This window comes from Alteromonas sp. R7 (assembly GCF_055755235.1).
The window spans coordinates 44,850-67,113 of record NZ_JBVTQX010000016.1 but is presented as its reverse complement, the minus strand read 5'-3'; the positions used below and the strand labels follow the sequence as shown (position 1 = coordinate 67,113).

Sequence of the window (22,264 nt, the reverse complement as noted above, 5' to 3'; positions counted from 1 at the left end):
GGTTACATCTCTTTTTTACTTACAGAGTCAGGAGTATTCACAGCGCTGTCTGATTCTTTTTCTACTGCAGTCTCACTTAACAGAAAGTTATTAAGTGAAAGCTCTAGGGCATCAAGCAATACGTCAATATCCTGTGATGAATGATTTGACGTAAGCGTAATACGCAGCCTGTCTTGGTTTTTCGGTACAGTAGGCTGCCTGATAGCCGTTACCCAAATGCCGCGCTGTTTTAGCCCGTCACTTAGTGCAATTGCACGTTCTGGGCTACCAACGATAATAGGCTGAATCGCACTTTGTGATTGCCCCAAAGTGATTTCAATTGGTGCTTTGTCTTTCTCGCTTGAATTGAGTGTCTGTCCAAAACGTTTTTGAAACGACTCTCTGAAATAGGTGATATTGGTTTGCAGCGTTTCGCGGCGGGCAGTATCACTGGCGATATGAGTGAGAGAGTACAAGGTCGCGACCGCTTGTGCTGGCGGCATGGCAGTGGAATACACATAATGTTTAGAAAAATTCACCAGATAATCAATTAGGGTTTGGCTTCCCGCAATAAAGGCACCGGCCGTGCCCACTGCTTTGCCAAATGTTCCCATAACAATAGGCGCTTGTTGCTGGCTTAAGTTTAGTGCTTCTGCTGTACCGAAGCCGTTTTCACCCAATACACCCATACCGTGTGCATCGTCTAACATGAACCATGCATTATATTTAGCGGCCAGTTCAGCGATACCTTCGCAAGGCGCTACGTCACCGTCCATACTAAACACACCTTCACTGGCAATCAGAGTGTCTTGCTGGTTTGCATCAGAATTACCAACCGCATCGGATAACTGGCTGTGACAAACGTTTGATAGCAGGCTCTCTAAATGACGTAGATCGTTGTGCTTGAAACGGCGAAGCTTAGCGCTGTCAGATACACACTGTGCCCCCTCTAGAAACGAAGCGTGCATGAGCTTGTCGGCAATAATATGACCCGCACTCGCGCTTTTATTAGGGTGAGACATGTGAGGAAAAAGTGCCATGCACAGTGCCTGATTGGCGGCAAAGCCAGAGTTAAACAACAGCGCAGCTTCTCGGTTTAACCCATCGGCAATGTAGGCTTCTAGCGCCAAATGAGCCTGTGTGTGCCCAGTTACCAAAGGCGATGCACCACTGCCACCACCAAATTGCGCTAGCCCCTCAACCCAACTTTGCAATACACCCTCATGCTGGCGCATGCCTAGGTAGTCATTGCTTGAAAAATTAAGGTAGTGCTCACCGTTAATACAAATAATGCTGTCTTTTTCGTATTGTTGGCAGTGGCGCTGGCGCAGCAAGCCTTGCTCGGCACGCGCGCTCAGCGAATCGTCTAACCAGTGAAAGGCCATTACGCCTCCGTTAAATGCTGTTTCTTTGGCGCTACCTTAGGCTTGGTTGCATCAATAAACAAGTCGTTACTGTCGTCGTCTTGTTCTTGTTGCTGGGCAATTTCTTCTTCTAACACTTGTTGATGTGCTTCGTCTGAGTAATCCCTTGTACGCTCAGTATTAATACCAAGCTTTTTGAACAGCATTACATCTTCATGGGTATCTGGATTTGACGTGGTTAACAGCTTGCAGCCATAGAAAATAGAGTTCGCGCCTGCCATAAAACAAAGCGCCTGCATTTGTTCGTTCATTGCTTCGCGGCCTGCCGACAAGCGCACATGTGACTTAGGCATCATAATACGAGCAACGGCAATAGTGCGGATAAACTCAAAATAGTCCAAGTCTTCTACACTATCGAGTGGCGTACCTTTTACTTTAACCAACATATTAATAGGTACACTTTGAGGCTGCTCAGGAAGGTTTGCTAATTGCACTAACATACTAGCCCGATCGCTCACCGTTTCTCCCATGCCAACAATTCCCCCAGAGCAAACGTTCATGCCTGCAGCACGCACGTTTTCTAAAGTATTCAATCGGTCTTGGTAAGTACGGGTCGTAATAATATCGCCGTAGTATTCCGGAGAGGTATCAAGGTTGTGATTATAATAATCAAGGCCCGCTTGCTTTAAGGCCACAGCTTGATCGCGGGTTAACATACCCAGCGTCATGCAGGTTTCTAAGCCTAAGCTTTTCACCTCTTCAACCATTTTTAAAATGTAAGGCATGTCTCTGTCGCGTGGATTTCGCCAAGCAGCCCCCATACAAAAACGGGTTGAGCCCACTTGCTTTGCTTCTTTCGCGCGCTGGATGACTTTTTCAATTTCCAGTAATCGTTCTTTTTCAAGGCCCGTATCATACCGAGCACTTTGCGGGCAGTACTTACAGTCTTCAGGGCAAGCACCGGTTTTAATCGACAAAAGCGTGCTGACCTGCACTTCATTCGGATTAAAATGCTGTCTATGCACTACTTGGGCATTAAACAGTAAATCGTTAAATGGCATCGCAAACAAAGCCTCAACTTCGGCTTTGGTCCAATCGTTTCGAATAGTTGTCGTTTGCGCAGAAGGCGCACTAGCCAGCGTCATTGACTGTCCTTTACTAATTATTATTGCTGGCTTAGTCTATGCCCCAATATCGAGTTGTCAACTCTGACCAATTCAAAACCTTTACTAATGGTTATTTTGTGAACAATATAGAATTTGATAAACAACACATTTGGCACCCCTATACCTCGGCGGTTAATCCCCTTCCCTGCTATGAAGTAGTTGGTGCAAAAGGCGCTGAACTTACCTTGGCCACAAGTGAAGTGCTAGTAGATGGCATGTCTAGCTGGTGGGCAGCTATTCACGGTTACAACCATCCTGTACTCAACGATGCTGCGCACAAGCAAATTGACGCATTTTCTCACGTTATGTTTGGCGGTATTACCCACCAGCCGGCGGTAGACTTGTGTAAATCGTTACTTAACATGGTGCCGGCAGGGTTAGAGCGTGTATTTTTAGCAGACTCTGGCTCAGTGTCTGTTGAAGTTGCAATAAAAATGGCGATTCAGTATTGGGCGTGTCAAGGACGCTCAGAGAAGTCACGCATTGTCGCGCCGCGCAATGGCTACCATGGCGACACCTTTGCCGCAATGAGTGTGTGCGATCCCGTTAACGGCATGCATAGTTTATTTGAGGGTGTACTAAGCAAGCAGATTTTTGCGCCCGCCCCTCAAACTCGCTTTGGCCAAACGTTTAGCGAAGATGACATTCTTCCGCTTGAAGAGATTTTTGAAAAGCATCACCACACGATGGCAGCCCTTATCCTAGAACCTGTTGTTCAAGGCGCGGGAGGCATGCGTATTTATCACCCCGAATACTTAAAGCGCTGCCGACAGCTTTGCGATACCTACGACGTACTTTTAATTTGCGATGAAATTGCTACTGGCTTCGGCCGTACAGGTAAGCTCTTCGCTTGTGAGCATGCAGGTATTTCGCCTGACATCATGTGTTTGGGTAAAGCGATTACGGGTGGTTATATGACACTGGCCGCGACCTTGTGTACCGAAGACGTGGCTTTAGGGGTTTGCCAAGGGGAGCCTGGCGTATTTATGCACGGCCCCACATACATGGGCAACCCGTTAGCCTGTGCGGTGGCCAATGCCAGTCTGTCGCTAATTAACGAAAATCATTGGCAGCAACAAGTTCCTGTCATTGAGAAACAATTACAAACCGAATTGGCAAAATGTGCAGACTTGCCGCGAGTCGCTGACGTAAGGGTGTTAGGTGCTATAGGGGTAGTCGAGACGGTAAATCCCGTCAATGTTGCCGAAATTCAACGCCATTTTGTGAAACATGGCGTGTGGATACGGCCATTCGGGAAATTGGTATACATTATGCCTCCTTACATTATATCTTCCGAGCAGTTAAGTAAGCTGACCCATGCGATTTACACCGCCTTGAAATAGTGTGTGAGATTGTTACGCTAACTATCTCCTTCTTGGGTGAAATATGAGTTTTGAACCACCAGTTGACGTCAGATGGCCCGAGGGTTGATGTTAGTTTTGTTATAGAGAGAACATTCAACTTTAAAGCGGGTCACTAATTAGATCATTAATGCAGAGTGTTTATAGCGAGATTTGAATGATAGTACGTGTTTTAGATAAAGTAGTATTTGCAGTCTTGTTTATCATTACACTTCAAGTCCCCATCTTGGCGGATCATTATCGTCAATACCTCAATGGTTATTATGATGCACTGAGAGATGAAGTTTCTAGTTCGTCAGCGCTCGCCAAGCAGCATGGTTTTTCGTCGGTTGAAGCCATGCTTGAAAGCTTACAGAAAAACAGTGAGCCAGTTGTGCGAGAGAATGCCTCGATGAAAGCCACACGCTTCGCCCAGATCACCACTTTAGAGCAAGGCATGAGGAAGCTAGAGCACGGTCATTACTTCGAAAAGCTTGTGTTTATGGCCTCGCCTTCTCAATATGGTACGCTGAAGCGCGTGTTAGATAATTTCAGCCCCTCTGTCCCACTAACGCCTTCGTCAATTGTGTTCAGCCTTGTTACCGCTATCTTACTTAATCTGTTAATTTGGACGCCACACTTCTGCTATTGTCAGGTTAAGAAAATTAAAAATAAACCCAAGCGCTACGCTTATAAATAGCATTTGGGTTTATCTTGTTGATACGTGGTTTATTGTTTTTTTAAAAAGCCACTTCTACCAGTCCCACTGAACCAACACATTAGATCTTAATGAGCTGCATGGCTTTGGTATTTCATGGCCTGAGATTTCAAGGCATCATGCAAGCCATGCACTAAAATCGCTCGGGCTTTTCTCTATCCGTTAGCCGGCTTCGCTATTTTTCCTTTTAGCTTTTCCTCTCTCTTTTCGACGCTCTCTTTTTCTCGCTTTGGTGAGCCTCAACAGTCGCGATCCGCATTTAGGCACATTTGGCGTGCTCTAAATCATCATCTAGTAAGAGTTGGCATCTTTGCTGCAACACTTATTAAGAGTGTGTGTTGAGATGTTGCTGAATTTACACTACGCCTATCAAAGTGAACAATTAATACCTTTGATAAACAGCAACTTAAACACAAAAAGCTATACAGGAGATATTGTTATGCCAACAGATGCGCAATTATTAATCGGGAAAGTGTTGCAAATAAAAGACAAAATTATTGCAAAACGTCACTGTATTCCAAGCGACCTAAAAGCGGAATGGAACACGCTTAATGAGCAAACTGCGTGTTTTGAAAGTGAGGCGCTTTATAGAAGTGCTGTGAAGGGCCAGGAAATGAATAAGCACATTGATTATTCAGGTTCGGTGAAAGAGCTTTCTCAATTAGTAAAACAACTTAAAACGCTAAATAAAAAGGTTAACGTTACACGAGTTCATCACTAATACCTGCGATGACACGCCACGGTTATGGCTATTTTAAGTTTCGCTGAGTGGGTATTTATCTTTGCGGACTAATGGTATGAGGCCTCAAGCATTCTCCGTGCCTCAGGCCTAAGCAAAAATTCGTGTTACTTTTTCTTTTTAAGGAGTACCAATGTTCTTACTTTACGCGTGCCATAGCTGGCAAGCCTTAGAAAGTCTTCGCGGGCAACCGGAATGTGTTGATACTCGACAGGCTGCCCCTCACTCGCATCTGGATCGTGCAGATAATAGCAATGAGAATCGCAGCTAGTCACCGCAACCCAATGGGGAACCTTTTTCTTATCGAACGCGTATGTGCTGATTAAGCACAATACTGCCCCGCCAGCTTTAAGGGTTTGGTCGATAACATCAACTCGCCAGTCAGAGATTTCAACAGAAATGCCTTTTCTACGTGCCTCTGCCATAAACTGCGACTCAACATTTTCGACTATCGCTTTCTTGTTAGTATCTCTAACGCCATCAACAAAAAGCGGGACATCCTGATTGATGACCACTTTCGCTGCATAACCTTCGTTTACCGCGGCGAGCGCTAATCCCACCGGGTGGCAACCGCCATGACCTGACATCATAAATATCGTGGTAGCAGTACGCCACAACGATAGTTCTTTTTCTTGGGTCATTTCATAGCGATTGTTCAATGCACACATTGCCATCATTAATGCTGATGGACCGCAGGTAAAATCAGTCGTCTGTTGGTACCACGGATAAACCTCTGGCTTAACTGATTTACTCGGCACCAACACTTTTTGCATACGTAATGCGTCAGTGTGATCGTCGTAGTAATCGGTATACATACCAAACTGACTAAACCCTAACTTTTTATACAGAGCAATGGCGCCAGCATTACCTACTGCCACTTCCAGGCGCATAAATCGCTTTCCCCGCAAAAGCGCCCGCTCCCCCAAGCTATTTATGAGCTTTTCAGCAACGCCAAGCCCTCTCGCCTCAGGCAAAACTGCAATAGAATACAGTCGAGTGAGCTGCGTTCCACGACGCAGCAGCAACAGTCCATAGCCAACAATGCTATTTACACTCGGCTTATTTTTGTCGAGGTTAGAACTTGAAGTCGACGGCTCACGCTCGGCCACAATAAGCTCTGCGTGCTGTGCATCAATGTAAAATTTGAAACGGCTTTTACTTAGCCTGTCGGTGGTGAAACAAGTTTGCTCAATGTGCTGAAGCGAAGCAAGATCGTGTAATGTCGCAACGCGTAGCACTACACTCGACTGTGTAGAAGGCACACCGGCGCCATTTGTCGATTTAGTATTAGATGCGCCCTCAGCTAGGCCATATGCACGACTTGCGCTTTCCTGTGGACTTGCATTATTCACTTCAATTACTCGCTCAGCCGATGTGATCATCGCCCTCTTTGCTCCAACCTGTCAGCAAATTCCTGCATAATTAATTCGTACAGTTCTTTGCCTAAATATTTGTCTTCAACACCCGAGTCGATACTTGGGTTGTCGTTCACTTCAATAACATAAACTGCATTGCCGGTTTGCTTGATGTCTACACCATACAAGCCGTCACCCACTGCTTTAGCGGCCTTAATAGCGGCTTGTAGTACCGGTTTAGGTACTTCAAACGTTGGCATTGTGGCAAATCCACCCGAAGAGAATCGATCTCCCTGATGGTTGTATATTTGCCAATGGTTGCGCACCATAAAGTATTGGCAAGCGTAAATAGGTTTGCCACCTAATACACCAATTCGCCAGTCGAATTCAGTGAATATATATTCCTGAACCAAAACAAGCGCCGATTCAGCCAGCATTTGTTCTAAGCGCGTTTTTAACGCTTCTTTATTTTCAGCTTTATGCACGCCGCGGGAAAACGAGCTTTCTGGCAGTTTTAAAACAAGCGGCAAACCAAAGTCAGCTATGAGTTTTTCGCATACTTCATCAGTAGCGCTCGATACAAACGTCGCTTTCGGCGCTGGCACTTTTTGATAAGCAAACGCATCTTGCAGGTACACTTTGTTACAGCAGCGCAGAATTGACTGCGTGTCATCCATAACCACAATGCCTTCTCGCTCTGCGGCACGCGCTAAACGGTAAGTATGATGGTCAATCGCCGTCGTTTCACGAATGAACAATGCATCATAGTGACCCAATTCTTCTTGCGACAGGCGACTTACCACATCTGCGCGAAAGCCCACTTTTTCAGCTGCTTTCACAAAGTTTTTAATGGCGCGTTCGTCACTAGGCGGCGTGCTCTCTTCTGGGTTAACCAAAATGGCCATATCCCAACGAGTACGTTTACTCGTTTTACCGGCTTTCCACTGTATTTTGGTATGTGCTTCTAATTGCTCAATGAAACGCGCTTGTTGCTTGGCATTTAAGTCCTTAAACGCTTTTGCCTGTACGCTTGCAAAGCCTTCAATTTGTACTTTACCCGTGGCTTTAGGCGACACTTTCGTATCGGTAACTGTTGGGCTTAACACCAAAACAGGGTACGGGTATTTTTCAAACGCTTGGCGCGCCAAACGCTTAAAGCGCTGATCTTTCACTTCGCCGAAAAGTACTAATATAGGCTCATCAGTAATTTCCGTATTGTCTTGAGATACCGATAAAGAGAAGACGATGCGATCGATACTTTTCTCTTCCGCCATGCGTAAATCGTTAATGGTATTTACAGAAGGCAATACAGAGTGATTACGTGCCTGAGCCAAAAGTGAACAATAGTACCCTTCGCTTAAGTAACGCGTGGTATCACAAATATTGATAACGCGTGTTTTGGGCTCGTTCAACTTTGGAAATTCAGCAAGATAATCTTGAAAAGTCAGCACGGTTAAAGCTGTGTTACAAAAAGGAGTAACATCATCAGTAACAATCAGTGTATTGTGCATGTAATTCGCTTCTAAATAGTGTGTTGTCAGTTACAATTATTGCTGTGTTTGTTCAATTTACAAACACGATTAAAGTAGCGCTGAGTTTACGCTTTACTCATCATTTGCATAGCATTATCAGCACGGCTTTTTTTCATCGTTAAGACAACAAAAACTAATGTGCATTTGAATAGATTGAAACGACTTTTGTTTATTGAGTTTGCCTATACATTGAAGTAAGCAAACAAGATACGAATGGTTTAAGGAGTACGTATGTTATTAGCCAGCTTGGCTATTTTAATCGGATTACCGGTTTTGCTTTGGAGCGCAGGGAAGTTTGTAGGTGGTGCCGCATCGGTAGCCAATCATTTCGGTGTTTCCCCCTTGCTCATCGGTATGCTCATTATTGGGTTTGGTACATCGGCCCCTGAAATCATCGTTTCAGTGTTTGCAGCTATTCAAGGCAACTCTGGCATAGCGCTGGGTAACGCCTATGGCTCAAATATCGCCAATATCCTGTTAATCCTTGGCCTTACCGCAATCATTAGTCCTATTGCGGTTAAATCAGAAATCATTAAGAAAGAGCTGCCTGTTTTACTTGGCATCACCTTCTTTGCCGCATGGCAGGTGTGGGACTTAAATATCTCGAAAGACGACGCATTCTCTTTGTTAGGACTGTTTGTGCTTCTGCTTTCTTGGAGTATTTATCACGGTATGAAAGGCGACAAAGACGCCCTCGCCGACGAATACGATGAAGAGATTAATAGCAACGAAGGTACAGTGAAAACCCACGTAATGTGGTTAATTGCGGGGCTTTTATTGCTAGTTGCAAGCTCGCGTATGCTGGTATGGGGCGCGGTAGAAGTCGCCACCTTCTTTGGTGTTAGCGATACTATTATCGGGTTGACGGTTATCGCAATTGGTACATCGTTACCAGAACTTGCATCATCGCTAATGGCGGTGAAGAAAGGCGAACACGATTTAGCCATTGGTAACGTGATCGGATCTAACATGTTCAACACCTTGGCAGTAGTGGGCATTGCAGGCACCATTCAGCCAATGACCGTAGGTTCAGAGTTTTTATACCGAGACGTTATGGTGATGTTCGCATCAACCATTGCCCTATTCATTTTCTGTATTGGCATTAAGCGCCAAGGACGTTTAAACCGTCTGGAAGGCGGAGCATTTGTGCTGGCCTACGCGGCCTATACGTACTGGCTTATCCAAGCAGCTTTTATTTAAGTTATTGCCGCAAGCCTTGTAAATAATAACGCTTATTATGCATCGCTCACTTGATGGGAAGCTCACAGCAAACCCATCAAGTGACATAAAAACCGCTTGTCGAAAGCGCTACTCACAAAGCTTTGTCATTTTGCCCTTGAGTTATGTTTTTGTCGTGTACCGCATGTAGAGCGCTTTCTCTATTCACAGGCCCAGTGTGGTAGCCAGTGTGATTAGGCTTATCGCCGCAATAGCAAATAGAATGAATAGGTTTATGCCAAAGCTATCGCTTTGACGACGGTTTCTTCTGGCACGCATAATTATGCTAACCAAACTCACTATCAAACATACCTGCAGCATGATAGTCATGGCCGATAAATGACTTTCAGACCAACTGGTATCGCCTTTTATTCCCCAGTACTGCTGCACGCCACTGATAAAGTCAGGGCGCGCATAGTGAAACAGTATGAGTACGACAACCATGCCAACCCAGCCAACGATGTTTAACCCAAGCATCACCTTATAAAAAGGCGTTTTAGAACGGGGCGTTGAACGTCGCTCTGCAAGTTGCTCGTAAGTCATAGAACTTCTCTCATTTTCGGCATCGCTAGAACGGTCAGCGTCACTTTGCGTAGCACTCGGTTCTTGTGCTTGCTGAGACACTGGCGTGTTCGAATCATTTTTATTTCCCATTTGTCACTCTGTTCTCTGGCATCCCGCTTTATGTTGGGTATACTAGCGTGCTATTGGATTGTATTTCATTGGTTATTTTTACATCACCAAGTCATGTTTCGATCTGTATTTTGCTTATACTTGGCACCAAGCGAATTGCGAAATGCCTTTTTGAAAAGCGAAAAGCTATTACAGATGCTAGTTAGTTATCGGCATGACAATCCAAAAACATTGACCATAAAGCAAATTTTAGTGCATTTTTTCATTCACAGTTTAATGCACTGTGTTGTTGAAAATGACTCAATAGTAAGCAACAACATAAAATTAGTAAGACGGAGAAATTAACATGACGCATGCGCCCGTAGTTGACGTACTTAAAGGTAAGTACGCCGTTGGCGAATCGGTAACCGTAAAGGGTTGGGTAAGAACACGCCGCGACTCTAAAGCGGGGTTATCATTTATTGCACTACACGACGGTAGTTGCTTCGATCCTGTACAAGTTATTGCGCTAAATTCTCTGTCAAATTATGCCGATATCCAGCGCTTAACAGCAGGCTGCTCATTATCGGTTACCGGTACAGTGAAAGAGTCTCAGGGCCAAGGCCAAGCCGTTGAAATTGACGCGACTGACGTTGAAGTTTTGGGTTGGGTAGAAAACCCTGATACCTACCCAATGGCCGCTAAACGCCACAGCATTGAGTATCTTCGCGAATATGCACACCTTCGCCCACGCACTAACGTTATCGGCGCGGTAACCCGTGTTCGCAACTGTTTGTCGCAGGCGATTCACCGCTTTTTCCATGAGAAAGGTTACTTCTGGATCTCTACGCCTATTCTAACGGCAAGCGATACAGAAGGTGCAGGTGAAATGTTCCGCGTATCAACCCTTGATATGATGAACCTTCCACGCGACGACAAAGGCAATGTTGACTACTCAGAAGATTTCTTCGGAAAAGAAACCTACCTTACGGTATCAGGACAGCTTAACGTTGAAACTTACTGTACAGCTATGTCTAAGGTGTACACCTTCGGCCCTACGTTCCGTGCAGAGAACTCAAACACATCTCGCCACCTCGCCGAGTTTTGGATGATTGAACCTGAAGTGGCGTTTGCTGAATTGAAAGATGTAGCACAGCTTGCTGAAGACATGTTGAAGTATGTATGTAAGGCCGTGCTTGAAGAACTGCCTGACGACATGGCGTTCTTTGCTCAGCGTATTAAGAAAGATGCCATTGAGCGTTTAGAAAAGTTAGTAAGCTCTGACTTTGTTCGCATGGACTACACTGACGCTATCGAAATACTGCAAAACTGCGGCAAAGAATTCGAATTCCCTGTTGAATGGGGTATCGATTTATCTTCTGAACACGAGCGCTATCTTGCAGAAGAGCACGTTGGTGCGCCAATTATCATGCAGAACTACCCGAAAGATATTAAAGCGTTCTACATGCGCATTAATGACGACGGTAAGACAGTTGCAGCAATGGATGTACTTGCGCCAGGTATCGGTGAAATCATCGGTGGTTCACAGCGTGAAGAACGCCTAGACGTTTTCGATGCACGCCTTGACGAAATGGGCCTATCGAAAGAAGACTACGCGTGGTACCGGGACCTTCGCCGCTACGGCACCGTACCTCACTCAGGTTTCGGTCTTGGTTTCGAGCGCCTTGTAGCATACGTAACTGGCATGCAAAACGTACGTGACGTGATCCCATTCCCACGTACACCGGGCAACGCTAGCTTCTAAGCAGTTGTTCGCTAGATTTAAAAGCCCGCATATAGATTGCTACATGCGGGCTTTTTTACTTCTTGAACCGTTATTATCTCAGCGCTAGTTTACGGACTCACTGAAATTCCAATTGCAGCAGAGCGACAAGGTTCAACCGTGTAAACAAATCCCTCTTCCACTTCATCTGTCTTTTCAATCTGCAAAATTTCGTAGTCGTTAAGCTCTATGACGCGGGTTCCCTCAGGATGAGCACAGCGTGAGAGTGAGTCAGCTTCAAACTCATAAATGAAATAGGCTAAGGCACGTCGTTGTGACTTTTTGTAATCAACACTCTTTTGTTTTGCGTTAGTCAGTAGCGTGGTTAAGTCCTTTTCTAACTCAGAAATATCTTCCGCTTGTTCCTTAGTAAGTTGCGCTTCACCGTTTTCAAGCTCATTTTCCGTTACGTTTTCTATGCTTATTAAAGGGTTAGCACTTTCACTACTGAATTCAGAGAGTAGCCCAACTTGCCCAGCTAAAACTCCCAGCTGCAGCGCCACGCCCAGTGTCCATGCTAGTCTTGCCAATGTGGTAGAGGTAGCAAACCGATAGTGTTTTGGATGCCAAAACCGCGCAACGCCAAACGGCTTCAATAGCAGTAAGAAAAACAGATAGAAAATAATAAGAAGCATACCACCCACGAGCCCTAACATGGTGGTAACAAAGAACCAGCTTGGCACCATAAGAATAAGCGCAAAATTGTGACTGTAGGGCAAGGCGTTTGCTGATACGCCAGTTATGCTATTCACTAACCCACTTGCAGAGGCGAGTGCAAAGTTTGCGATGATTGCATATATAAACAGAATCACAGCTTTACCTGGTAAGCTGTTCCAAAGTGTCATGAACCTGGGCCATGTCTCGCTAACAATGCCCGTAAGAGCAAAACCAAACATTATTGCTTCAAACAGTCTACTTTCTATGTTCAGAAATATTTGCAACAAAAGCATGCTGGTTGCTAAAAAATAACATCGCTGAGCGAAGGTAATACTCATCCAAAAACGCAAAAAACCAACACGCCTTTTTAGGAATAAACGACTTACCTGCTTCTTAATTTTTCCATATACACTATGAATTTCGTTTGCTATTTCCATCACTTAATCGTCAATTATTGTTGTTATACTGTTAAATACGACTGGCTATACTTCCCGACATGCCTGCAATAAGCTATGCTGTTGATACTAAAAATCAACTAGTTATACCTCTAGGCTGCTATCTATCATACAACGAGCATACAAAAAGTGGCGTGCAAAAGCATATGGCTGAATCAAATACGTTATCTATAGTTTGTGAGCAATGCCATACTCAGGTACACATTCCCGCGCTAGCACACAGGCAACGGGCCGTGTGTCCAGTATGTAACCACACACTAATATCTCATCGCGATGGCGCAAGCGAAAAGTTGCTCGCTTATACCTTCAGTGCCCTGATATTTTTATTACTTTCGTTACCTTTTAACTTTCTGACATTTAAAGCAAGCGGTCAAAAGCACAGTATTGACTTGCCCACCGGTATTACCGTACTCATCGAAAACGATTATTTATCACTAGCGATAGTAACCAGCTTAGCAACATTATTGCTGCCCGGAATGGTACTAGGCGGCCTGCTATTGTTATCGTTAGCTCAAATACAAAACCGACGCCCCTTTTACTTGCCGCGGCTTTACAAACTTGTGAAAGCCCTCTTACCGTGGAGCATGGCAGAAATTTTTCTTGTTGGTACCTTGGTTAGCCTTATCAAAATTACCGAATTGGCCGACGTTTCCATAGGCCTATCATTTTACGCATTCGTTGGCTTTTCAGCGTTCACGGCTCTTTGTATATCTCAATTTGATCCCACACGCTACGCCATGTGGATGTCTCAAGGACAACCACCACAACCTAAACCACTGTGTGAAGCACAAGCGCAAGAGAGTATTCAGCGTACGTGGGCGTTGTTGATCACCGCTTGTATCTTATATATTCCTGCTAATGTACTGCCAATTATGTATACTGAATTTTTTGGCCAAGAGACGCCCAATACCATTATTGGTGGTGTCATATCGTTGTGGGAATCGGGTTCATACCCAGTGGCGATAATTATTTTAGTTGCCAGCGTGGTAGTGCCAGTGGCAAAAATTATCATTCTTGCTTGGCTCAATTTTTCCGTACAGCGAGAGAAAACCACTTCAAAACAATTACGTATACGTTACTACCGCATCACTGAGGCGATAGGCCGCTGGTCGATGATAGACGTTTTTGTTGTAGCAGTGCTGGTATCCCTTATTCAGATGGGGAACACCATGTCTATTTATCCGGGCCAAGCGGCACTCGCCTTTTGTGCCGTTGTATTTGTAACGATGATAGCCGCGATGACGTTTGATTCGAGGCTAATTTGGCAGCAGTGGAAGCAATTACCATGACCACAAACGATCCGAACATTAATGAAGCTAAGGTCAAACCGACCTCGTCCATTTCTCGCATTTGGATTATCCCAATTCTTGTTATCGTTATTGGTGGCTGGATGGTGTACTACCAATGGAAGAATCAGGGCCCTCTCATTACGATAGAGCTGCATTCGGCAACAGGTATTGAGGTAAACAAAACACCAATAAAAGTGCGGGACCTAGATATTGGACAGGTAAAAAAGATAACGCTAAAGCCTGACTTAAACGGCGTACTTGTCACGGCCAGAATTGATGCTAGCGCGGCCCATCTACTCAATGAAAATGCAAAGTTTTGGGTTGTCGCCCCCCGTATAAGTTTTTCAGAGGTTTCAGGGCTTAACACCCTCTTGTCTGGCAGCTATATTGCCATGTCAGCCCGTGATAAAGGCAAAGAGCAACTCCATTTTACGGCACTTGAGCGCCCACCGGTTACGCCTCCTGGCACTCCAGGGCTTCATGTTATGTTAAAAAGTGACGACGAATTTGCCTACAAACCTGGCGATCCCGTTATTTATAAAGGGTTTAAAGTTGGCGAGTTTGAAGACGCTACCTTTAATATTGAAGAACGTGTGGTGTATTACGACGCATTTATTGAAGCGCCTTACCATAAACTCATAACCAACACGACACGTTTCTGGGATGTCAGCGGTGTTAAATTGTTGCTTGAATCGAACGGTGTAAGCATTGAAACAGGCAGCTTGGAAACCTTATTAGCAAACGGTATTACCTTTGGGATCCCTGACGGCGTGCCAAAAGGTGAACAAGTGCTAGATAACGCCTTTTTCACAATTTATGGGGATAGCACATCCGCCTCAGATGCACGTTATAAAGTCGCCGCTGAATACTTGCTACTTATCGATGAAAGTGTGCGAGGTCTAACCGTTGGCGCTCCGGTTGAATACCGTGGTATTGAAATTGGCAACGTGACTGCTATCAACTCCTTCCCTGCTTTGGATGGCAACATTTTGGAGCGAGATTATCCCATCCCCGTGCTTATTAATATTTACCCTGGCAAAGCAAGGCAGCCTGATACCAAAGAAGGCCTTAGTGCAATAAAGCAAACCATTCGAAACTGGCTAGAAAGAGATCTTCGCGCATCGCTACGCATGGGTAATGTATTAACAAGTGGTTTGTATGTAGATTTACAGCATGTACCTGATGCCGACACTAACAGCGGCATTGAAGTGATTAACGGCTACGAAGTAATTCCTACTGTTAGTAACGAGTTCACGCAATTGACGCAAAAGGCCGACGCAATTTTAGACAAAATCAATCAGCTTCCGCTTAAGGAAATGGTGGAAAATGTGCAGTTAGCCGTTGAAGACATGCGTTTAGCTGCTGAGTCTGTGGAAACGGCGAGCAGCGACTTTGATGTACTTATCGCTGATATTGATGCGAAAGCATTAAATAGTAATCTTAATCAGGTTCTTGTTAGCCTTGATGGCCTGCTTAAAAATTACAGCGAGGGTGGTTTTAACCAGTCTGAGATAAAAGAGACCGTTGATGCGCTGCAAGAAACCATGCGCAACATTCAGCCTTTATTGTTAAAGCTAAACCAGTCTCCGAATAGTTTAATATTTTCAAAGGATGATGAAGCGGACATTCAACCTAAAGCGAAGAATTAGCGCAGTAGAGTCAAACAAATACGCGGTTAATTTTCGAGCAACAATGGCGTAAAAAATGAATGCTCTTTATCCTTGATAATTAGCCGATATTAAGAAAGTAATACGCTACAGTGAATGTCAATTGACAGTATTGCCATAGCGAAACATCCAAAAACAAGGATGGAAGGAATAAATAGAATGATACAGCAGTTTAAGGTTTTCCCATCTCAACCTACAGGTAAAGCACTGTTTATCGGTGTATTTGCGCTTTTCACCTGCGTATTATCGGCGTGTAGTAGCGCGCCTCGTTCGCTGACATACTACTTACTTCACACCACGGGTGACAGTGCATATACCGTAAACAAAGCATCAACGGCTGTTGTAATAGATAAGATAACCCTACCGGAATATCTCAAACACCGTGGGCTTGTGTACCAAACCAGTGACACCAACTTGCATATCTCAACCAGTCACTTATGGGCCGAACCTGTAGACGAAGGGCTTACTAAGGCGCTAACCAGCGCGTTAGCATCAAAGCAAGTGTCATTGCTTCGCCCCGATCACTACGCAAGTGAAGAAGCCATTCATATGGCGTTGCACCTCAATGATTTTGTCAGCACCTATGAAGGGGAAGTTATTCTATCTGGCCAATATGTGATTACTCACGTGGAAGGCCAAACGCAAAGCTATCCATTTTTATTCAAAACGCCCCTTGAAGATGATGGATTTTCTCCAAGTATCAAAGCAATGAGAAATACTATCCAACAACTCGCAGAAGATATTAGAAAAACTGTGACAAAATCTGTTTAATCATGTTCGGCGCTCTCAAGCAATACGTATTTAGTGGCGTAAGCCGTCACTACAAGGATGAAACCAACAGACGCATTATGGTGGTGAACCTTTTTGCGGCAGTGGGTATGTCTATCACGTTCTTGCTTGGCTCTAGGGCTTTTATTGACGGTGAATATTCTCTTTCAACTACGCTCTATACTGCCAGTGTAGTATTTGCTATTTCACAGCGCTTACAAGTTCGGTTTGCGTCAGCCAAAGCTCGTACATGGTCTATAACACTTCTCATTATCTGTTTAATGGTACTGACTCTCCTGCTGCTGATTACCGGTGGAAAAGACAATACCGGTCCCCTTTGGATTTACTTGGTGCCGCCAGTCACTATGTTTTTTGCAGGCTTTGTCAGAGGCCTCATCGCACTTATTGCCTATACGCTAGTTAGCGCCATCGTGCTGTTCGCCTTCAATGACGCTTCATTTGTAGCAAACTACACCTACGCGTTTAAAACTCGTTTACTGTATTCTTTTTTAACCGTTTCATTTCTGTCGGCGTTTTATGAGTACAGTAGACAAAAGAGTTACGACACAGCACTTTATTTAAGTGAGCAGTTTGAGCGCCAGGCCAAGCATGACCACTTAACTCAGTTATTAAACCGGCGAGGTGCGCAGCAGTGTCTAGAGCGCGAGTACGCAAGAATGCTGAGAAGCAAACGTAGATTTTCAGTCGCCATTGCAGATATTGACCGCTTTAAAAGTATTAATGACACCTTAGGCCATGAACAAGGTGACGAGGTCCTTCGTCAGATTTCAAAAGTGTTTAGTTCTCGTCTGCGAGGACAAGATATTCTCGCACGGTGGGGTGGCGAAGAATTCATGTTCATCTTTACCGATACTGATGAAGCGGGTGCTGTAAATGCCTTGGAAAATATTCGAGATATTTTGAACAACGCACCGCTTAATATTAACGGTAGCGAGATCCATGTAACGAGTAGTTTCGGGGTGAGCGAAGTAAATCCCGATATAGATATTTCCTGCGCCGTTCGTCGAGCAGACCAAGCACTTTACTATGCCAAAGATAATGGTCGAGATTTCGTGTGTGAATTTTCGTCGTTGAGCTCCCCCTCTTTTTCGGAAAACTAAACCAATTTCCCTGTTTAAATCAGTACGGATAACTGACTTTACACAAAATTGACTCATGTTTAGTTACATTTGCGCTGTATTCCTGAAACACTTTAGCGCTACACTATGTAAAGTATTCGCTATAAAAGTAGATTTAGCCATGAAATGGATGAAAGTTGCACTGCCTATTGGTGTTTTATTAGTAGGCTACTTAGGTATGAAAGGAATCGAAGCCTCTGCCTCTGATAATACTATTACAGAAGAAGTTGATACCCGCCCAACGGTGACTATTGAAGCTTTATCGCCAGAAGACGTGCGCGTTCAACTTACCTCGTATGGCGAAATAACGCCCCTTGAAACCACAAACCTTGCAGCTCAGGTATCGGGAGAAGTTGAGCGCTGGAACCCTAAGTTTGTGAGCGGCGGTCTGGTTCGACGTGGCGAAACCTTATTTGAAATAGAAGCTGACGCATATGAAGCGGCATTGTTGCTGGCTGAAGCTAACCTCGCTAGCGCGCAAGCACAGCTTATCCAAGAGCAAGCCCAAGCTGATGTCGCTGCCAAAGAAGCGAAAACGATGCCTAACGCACGGGTTACTGACCTTTACCTTCGCAAACCTCAAGTGATGAGTGCGCAAGCTGGCGTAAAATCAGCTGAAGCGCAGCTTAAAATCGCAAAGCGTGACTTAGACAACTGTAAGGTAAAAGCACCATACGATGCACTTATAGTATCTAGAGATATCAGCACTGGTGACTATGTAACTCAAGGCACGCCAGTCGCTGTCATTAACAACATCGAATACGCTGAAGTAACCTTCCCTGTAGCCGGCTTTGACCGTGTTTTTCTAGCAGACAACACCATTGGTAGTGAAATCGCCATCGAAGTAGATGATGTGCAGGGCGCTACTGTAAAAGGTACCATTCACCGTGATACGGGTGTGGTAGATAACACCACGCGTATGAGCTATTTCGTTGCCCGTATTGAAGATCCTTACGCCATCAATTCGTCGAAGCCTATCGTAAAGTTTGGTTCGTATAGCACAATCGCATTTGAAGGAAAAACCCTTAGCGACGTATACCGCGTACCTCAAGAGTTGGTAACCAATCGATTGTTGTGGACGTTAGATGACGAAGACAGATTAAAATCGCAAAAGGTTAAAGTTGTTCGCGAAGAAAATGGCGACTTCCTTATTCAAGGCGATTTCAATGCCAAAAAAGTCGTGATGAGTTTGCCCGAATATCCTCAAAACGGTATGCCTGTTAAGGTCATTGAGACCACGACCGAAATTGTGACAGCAAAAGCGAACTAAGGAGCTGTCATGGAAAACCACAACGATACACAAACCGGCATTATTTCTTGGTTCGCCAGAAACTCCGTGGCCGCCAACCTACTGATGATTTTTATCATCATCATGGGGATAGCGAGCTATTTCACTATTCAGCGTCAGATGTTTCCAAACATCGAAATAAACTACATCACCGTTGAAGCCAACTACCCTGGTGCTTCACCTCAAGAGATTGAAGAGAGTATTTTCATTAAAGTTGAGGAAGCAGTAAAAGACATTACTGAGATTAAGCGTACGGTTTCACGTGCATTTCGCGGTGGCGGTGCAGTTACACTGGAAATTGACACTAAAGCTGAATTAACAGATGTACTTGATAAGGTGAAGCTTCGCGTTGACAGTATTGCCACCTTCCCCGCTGGCATGGAGCCGGTTAATGTTTCCCAAGTAGAGTTCCAGCAGCAAGTTATTGAAATGCCTATTGTCGGTGACTTGCCTTTATCAGAACTCAAAGTGCTGGCAAAAGAGGTGGAAGATGAGCTTCTACAACTTGGCTCTATCTCTTTGGTTGAAGCCAATACGCCGGACGATGAAATTGCCATTGAAATTAAACCTGATACGCTTAGGAAGTACGGCTTAACTATTGCCGATGTCACACAGGCAATTAATAGTTACTCTGCCAACATTTCCGCAGGTCAGCTTAGAACTAACTCAGGTATCGTATCGGTACGTGTTGAAAACCAGTACTACAGCGGCGATGAGTTTAAGCAAATCCCTATTAAAATTGGCACAGGCGGCGCTAAGGTAACCTTGGGCGATGTCGCTTATATCAACGATGGATTTGTTGAAGGTGAACGCTACTTTAAATACAACGGCATGAACGCTATCTACATTGCCGTTAAAGCCACTAAAACCCAAAACACCATTCCTGTAGCCGAAACCGTAAAAGCCTATATTGATCAGAAAAACGAAAGCCTTCCTCAAGGAGTAAGCCTAGAAATTCTGGTTGATATGACCTATTACCTTAACGCTCGTTTAGACATGATGTTGTCGAACCTGGTTCAAGGCTCAATTCTAGTGGCGCTAATGTTAACCCTGTTCTTGCGCTTTAGGCTTGCCGTGTGGGTTATGGTTGGTTTACCGGTATGTTTCCTTGGTGCCATGATGCTAATGCCTTTGTTTGGTGTAAGCATAAACATCCTTTCGCTGTTCGCATTTATCATGGTACTGGGTATTGTGGTTGATGATGCGATCGTTATTGGCGAGAGTGCTTACACCGAAATTGAAAGCAAAGGTGGCGGTGTTGACAATGTAATCCGCGGTGCCAAGCGCGTAGCTACGCCCGCCACATTCGGTGTTTTAACCACTATCGCCGTGTTTGCTCCGTTTACGCTAAGCAGCGGGCCTGAAGGCGCGTTCTTCTATAATATCGCTGTTGTCGTAATCTTGTGTTTAGCATTCAGTCTAGTTGAATCTAAGCTCATTCTGCCGGCCCACTTAGCCCACACTAAATTTTCCCCAGTTAAACAAAATAGCTGGCGGTCGCGTTTTAACAAGCGATTCTTTGCTTTTGTTAACGGTCCTTACAAGCGTTCTCTAGCGAAAGCGATTGAATGGCGCTGGGCTGTACTCATGATGTTCGTCGCAATGCTAATGCTAAGTATGGGGCTTATTGGTGCTAATTACGTAAGAATGGTCCCCAATCCGAAAGTACCTCATGACTTCCCAAGCGTTAAAATAGAGATGAATGAAAACGTCTCAGATTTAGCAACCATTAACGCGTTAAAAATTGTTGAGCAAACAATCTTAGACGTTGAAGAACAAATCATCGATGAGTTTGGTCAAGGCATGATAAGAGACCGCCTGGCGTTTAACGATGACAGAACTGAAGGCCGTATTTTAACGCCGTTAGTTAATGAAGAAGACCGCCCTATTGACACGTTTGAGCTTGCTCGTCGCTGGCGCGAAGCCATTCCTGAAATTACCGGCATGAAATCATTTACCGTAGTTGATGACGTAAACGGTGATGGTGATGACGGCGAATTTGGTTATTTACTCTTTGGCCCTGATATCGACACCCTAAACGCAGCAGGTCTTAAGTTTATTGAAATGCTGCAGCAGCAAGAGGGCTTGTTTGACGTTAGCTCAACTATCGACCCTCCAAGCAAAGAAGTACAAATGACATTGCTTCCAGTTGCGTACGACTTGGGTCTTACTTTATCTAATATCGCTTCTCAAGTAGGTGCAGGCTTCTACGGCGGCGAGGCACAACGTGTTATTCGAAACGGTGAAGAAGTGAAAGTAATGGTGCGCTACCCAGAACTTACCCGCGAACGCTTCGCCGACTTGAAGTACTCTTTGATCACCACGCCTAATGGTCAGGAAGTTATGCTGGGTGACGTTGTGGCCTTAGAGGAGAAACCAGGTATAAGCTACATTCGCCGTGAAGGTGGATACCGTAGCGTTTACATTTGGGGCAATATCGATGAAGAAAAGATTGAGCCAAACGAAGTGGTCACTGAAATTAGAGAGAAGCTACTTCCTCAATTAAAAGAGTCGTTCCCGTCGGTTATGACTGAACTTGGTGGTGACATTGAGGAGCAGCAAGCGCAACAGAATGAGCAGATATTGTTTTTCTTAGCTGCCATGATCATGGTGTATATCCTTCTTGCTGTACCACTTAAAAGCTATGGGCAACCACTTATTATCATGTCGGTTATCCCGTTTAGTTTTACAGGCGCAGTCTTCGGCCACTTTGTGCTGGGCTTAGACTTATCTATGATGTCTAACTTTGGCCTAATCGCTGCTGCGGGGGTTGTTATCAATGACTCACTAGTCATGACTGACTTTGTGAACCAGCGCCGTGCACAAGGCTACAGCATTAAAGAAGCGGTGACCGAAGCTGGTACCGCGCGCTTCCGAGCGATTACGTTAACCTCAATCACTACGTTTGTGGGCGTACTGCCCATTATGTTTGAAACAAGCCTACAGGCAGCGTTTGTTGTACCAATGGCTGCAGCACTCGGCTTTGCAGTACTTTACGCTACGCTTGTAACGCTTATATTGGTGCCGTGCTTGTACTTAATATTGCTTGATTTACGTGGTCCGTTTACGTTTATTAAGCGCAAGATTGTACGCAAAAAGCCTACTAAGGATAACGACGGCAATAGTACTTCACACACACATGTACCTCAGCCAAGTGCATCGATGGACTAGCTTTTATCGCTGAGAAAAGCTACA

17 protein-coding genes are annotated in these 22,264 nt (G+C 44.8%); 11 read left to right on the top strand and 6 right to left on the bottom strand.

The window, feature by feature from the left end:
* Positions 1-2 precede the first annotated feature (2 nt).
* Together AC0J2X_RS19280 and bioB are read right to left on the bottom strand one after the other, a co-directional pair.
* Positions 3-1,364, bottom strand: a complete 1,362-nt coding sequence (locus AC0J2X_RS19280; RefSeq protein ID WP_472996340.1) for an aminotransferase class I/II-fold pyridoxal phosphate-dependent enzyme — start codon at positions 1,362-1,364, stop codon at positions 3-5.
* Entirely contained in the window at positions 1,364-2,488 is a 1,125-nt protein-coding gene (gene bioB, locus AC0J2X_RS19275) for a biotin synthase BioB (protein WP_039227343.1), read from the bottom strand. The genes AC0J2X_RS19280 and bioB overlap by 1 nt, the downstream gene beginning before the upstream one ends.
* A gap of 98 nt (positions 2,489-2,586) precedes the next feature.
* Between bioB and bioA the strand changes: the two genes are divergently transcribed.
* The 3 genes from bioA to AC0J2X_RS19260 all read left to right on the top strand — a co-directional run bounded on the left by bioA (position 2,587) and on the right by AC0J2X_RS19260 (position 5,288).
* Complete coding sequence (bioA, locus tag AC0J2X_RS19270; RefSeq protein ID WP_039227342.1) at positions 2,587-3,852, top strand: adenosylmethionine--8-amino-7-oxononanoate transaminase; 1,266 nt, start codon at positions 2,587-2,589, stop codon at positions 3,850-3,852.
* 175 nt (positions 3,853-4,027) lie between these two features.
* The gene (locus AC0J2X_RS19265) at positions 4,028-4,549 is read left to right on the top strand and encodes a DUF2937 family protein (protein ID WP_014948903.1); all 522 of its coding nucleotides are present in this window, start codon (positions 4,028-4,030) and stop codon (positions 4,547-4,549) included.
* 457 nt (positions 4,550-5,006) lie between these two features.
* On the top strand, positions 5,007-5,288 hold the full coding sequence (locus AC0J2X_RS19260) for a hypothetical protein (protein WP_039233500.1): 282 nt from the start codon (positions 5,007-5,009) through the stop codon (positions 5,286-5,288).
* A gap of 125 nt (positions 5,289-5,413) precedes the next feature.
* Here AC0J2X_RS19260 and AC0J2X_RS19255 read toward each other — a convergent pair whose 3' ends face one another.
* Positions 5,414-6,688: a GNAT family N-acetyltransferase/peptidase C39 family protein gene (locus AC0J2X_RS19255; RefSeq protein ID WP_472996339.1), complete on the bottom strand. Its 1,275-nt coding sequence runs from the start codon at positions 6,686-6,688 to the stop codon at positions 5,414-5,416.
* Positions 6,685-8,172 carry a RimK family protein gene (locus AC0J2X_RS19250; protein WP_014976055.1) on the bottom strand — a complete coding sequence of 496 codons (1,488 nt, stop codon included), beginning with the start codon at positions 8,170-8,172 and terminating at the stop codon, positions 6,685-6,687. The genes AC0J2X_RS19255 and AC0J2X_RS19250 overlap by 4 nt, the downstream gene beginning before the upstream one ends.
* Positions 8,173-8,424: 252 nt before the next feature.
* Here AC0J2X_RS19250 and AC0J2X_RS19245 point away from each other — a divergent pair, with 252 nt between their 5' ends.
* Entirely contained in the window at positions 8,425-9,393 is a 969-nt protein-coding gene (locus AC0J2X_RS19245) for a calcium/sodium antiporter (protein ID WP_014976054.1), read from the top strand.
* A gap of 183 nt (positions 9,394-9,576) precedes the next feature.
* Here the strand turns inward: AC0J2X_RS19245 and AC0J2X_RS19240 are convergent, their stop codons facing one another.
* A complete protein-coding gene (locus tag AC0J2X_RS19240; protein WP_014976053.1) occupies positions 9,577-10,065 on the bottom strand; it encodes a hypothetical protein in 489 nt (162 codons plus the stop codon).
* Positions 10,066-10,390: 325 nt separating this feature from the next.
* Here AC0J2X_RS19240 and asnS point away from each other — a divergent pair, with 325 nt between their 5' ends.
* Complete coding sequence (asnS, locus tag AC0J2X_RS19235; RefSeq protein WP_014948897.1) at positions 10,391-11,788, top strand: asparagine--tRNA ligase; 1,398 nt, start codon at positions 10,391-10,393, stop codon at positions 11,786-11,788.
* Positions 11,789-11,877: 89 nt separating this feature from the next.
* On the opposite strand, the gene AC0J2X_RS19230 is transcribed toward asnS, so the two are convergent.
* Entirely contained in the window at positions 11,878-12,651 is a 774-nt protein-coding gene (locus tag AC0J2X_RS19230; RefSeq protein WP_239301546.1) for a hypothetical protein, read from the bottom strand.
* A 413-nt stretch (positions 12,652-13,064) separates the two neighbouring features.
* Here AC0J2X_RS19230 and AC0J2X_RS19225 point away from each other — a divergent pair, with 413 nt between their 5' ends.
* The 6 genes from AC0J2X_RS19225 to AC0J2X_RS19200 all read left to right on the top strand — a co-directional run bounded on the left by AC0J2X_RS19225 (position 13,065) and on the right by AC0J2X_RS19200 (position 22,240).
* Positions 13,065-14,207, top strand: coding sequence for a paraquat-inducible protein A (locus tag AC0J2X_RS19225; RefSeq protein ID WP_202940856.1), 1,143 nt, complete (start codon positions 13,065-13,067; stop codon positions 14,205-14,207).
* On the top strand, positions 14,204-15,856 hold the full coding sequence (gene pqiB, locus AC0J2X_RS19220; protein ID WP_472996338.1) for an intermembrane transport protein PqiB: 1,653 nt from the start codon (positions 14,204-14,206) through the stop codon (positions 15,854-15,856). The genes AC0J2X_RS19225 and pqiB overlap by 4 nt, the downstream gene beginning before the upstream one ends.
* A gap of 177 nt (positions 15,857-16,033) precedes the next feature.
* Entirely contained in the window at positions 16,034-16,645 is a 612-nt protein-coding gene (locus tag AC0J2X_RS19215) for a PqiC family protein (RefSeq protein WP_069943996.1), read from the top strand.
* 2 nt (positions 16,646-16,647) lie between these two features.
* Positions 16,648-17,763, top strand: a complete 1,116-nt coding sequence (locus AC0J2X_RS19210) for a GGDEF domain-containing protein (protein WP_472996337.1) — start codon at positions 16,648-16,650, stop codon at positions 17,761-17,763.
* Between the two features lie 139 nt (positions 17,764-17,902).
* A complete protein-coding gene (locus tag AC0J2X_RS19205) occupies positions 17,903-19,051 on the top strand; it encodes an efflux RND transporter periplasmic adaptor subunit (RefSeq protein ID WP_014948891.1) in 1,149 nt (382 codons plus the stop codon).
* A 9-nt stretch (positions 19,052-19,060) separates the two neighbouring features.
* Entirely contained in the window at positions 19,061-22,240 is a 3,180-nt protein-coding gene (locus AC0J2X_RS19200) for an efflux RND transporter permease subunit (protein WP_156086138.1), read from the top strand.
* Positions 22,241-22,264 lie beyond the last annotated feature (24 nt).

Bases quoted from the DNA above. Each gene is read 5' to 3' on its own strand.
- AC0J2X_RS19280 (WP_472996340.1), bottom strand. From the start codon at position 1,364: ATGGCCTTTCACTGGTTAGACGATTCGCTGAGCGCGCGTGCCGAGCAA.
- bioB (WP_039227343.1), bottom strand. From the start codon at position 2,488: ATGACGCTGGCTAGTGCGCCTTCTGCGCAAACGACAACTATTCGAAAC.
- AC0J2X_RS19265 (WP_014948903.1), top strand. From the start codon at position 4,028: ATGATAGTACGTGTTTTAGATAAAGTAGTATTTGCAGTCTTGTTTATC.
- AC0J2X_RS19260 (WP_039233500.1), top strand. From the start codon at position 5,007: ATGCCAACAGATGCGCAATTATTAATCGGGAAAGTGTTGCAAATAAAA.
- AC0J2X_RS19255 (WP_472996339.1), bottom strand. From the start codon at position 6,688: ATGATCACATCGGCTGAGCGAGTAATTGAAGTGAATAATGCAAGTCCA.
- AC0J2X_RS19250 (WP_014976055.1), bottom strand. From the start codon at position 8,172: ATGCACAATACACTGATTGTTACTGATGATGTTACTCCTTTTTGTAAC.
- AC0J2X_RS19245 (WP_014976054.1), top strand. From the start codon at position 8,425: ATGTTATTAGCCAGCTTGGCTATTTTAATCGGATTACCGGTTTTGCTT.
- AC0J2X_RS19240 (WP_014976053.1), bottom strand. From the start codon at position 10,065: ATGGGAAATAAAAATGATTCGAACACGCCAGTGTCTCAGCAAGCACAA.
- asnS (WP_014948897.1), top strand. From the start codon at position 10,391: ATGACGCATGCGCCCGTAGTTGACGTACTTAAAGGTAAGTACGCCGTT.
- AC0J2X_RS19230 (WP_239301546.1), bottom strand. From the start codon at position 12,651: ATGACACTTTGGAACAGCTTACCAGGTAAAGCTGTGATTCTGTTTATA.
- AC0J2X_RS19225 (WP_202940856.1), top strand. From the start codon at position 13,065: ATGGCTGAATCAAATACGTTATCTATAGTTTGTGAGCAATGCCATACT.
- pqiB (WP_472996338.1), top strand. From the start codon at position 14,204: ATGACCACAAACGATCCGAACATTAATGAAGCTAAGGTCAAACCGACC.
- AC0J2X_RS19215 (WP_069943996.1), top strand. From the start codon at position 16,034: ATGATACAGCAGTTTAAGGTTTTCCCATCTCAACCTACAGGTAAAGCA.
- AC0J2X_RS19210 (WP_472996337.1), top strand. From the start codon at position 16,648: ATGTTCGGCGCTCTCAAGCAATACGTATTTAGTGGCGTAAGCCGTCAC.
- AC0J2X_RS19205 (WP_014948891.1), top strand. From the start codon at position 17,903: ATGAAATGGATGAAAGTTGCACTGCCTATTGGTGTTTTATTAGTAGGC.
- AC0J2X_RS19200 (WP_156086138.1), top strand. From the start codon at position 19,061: ATGGAAAACCACAACGATACACAAACCGGCATTATTTCTTGGTTCGCC.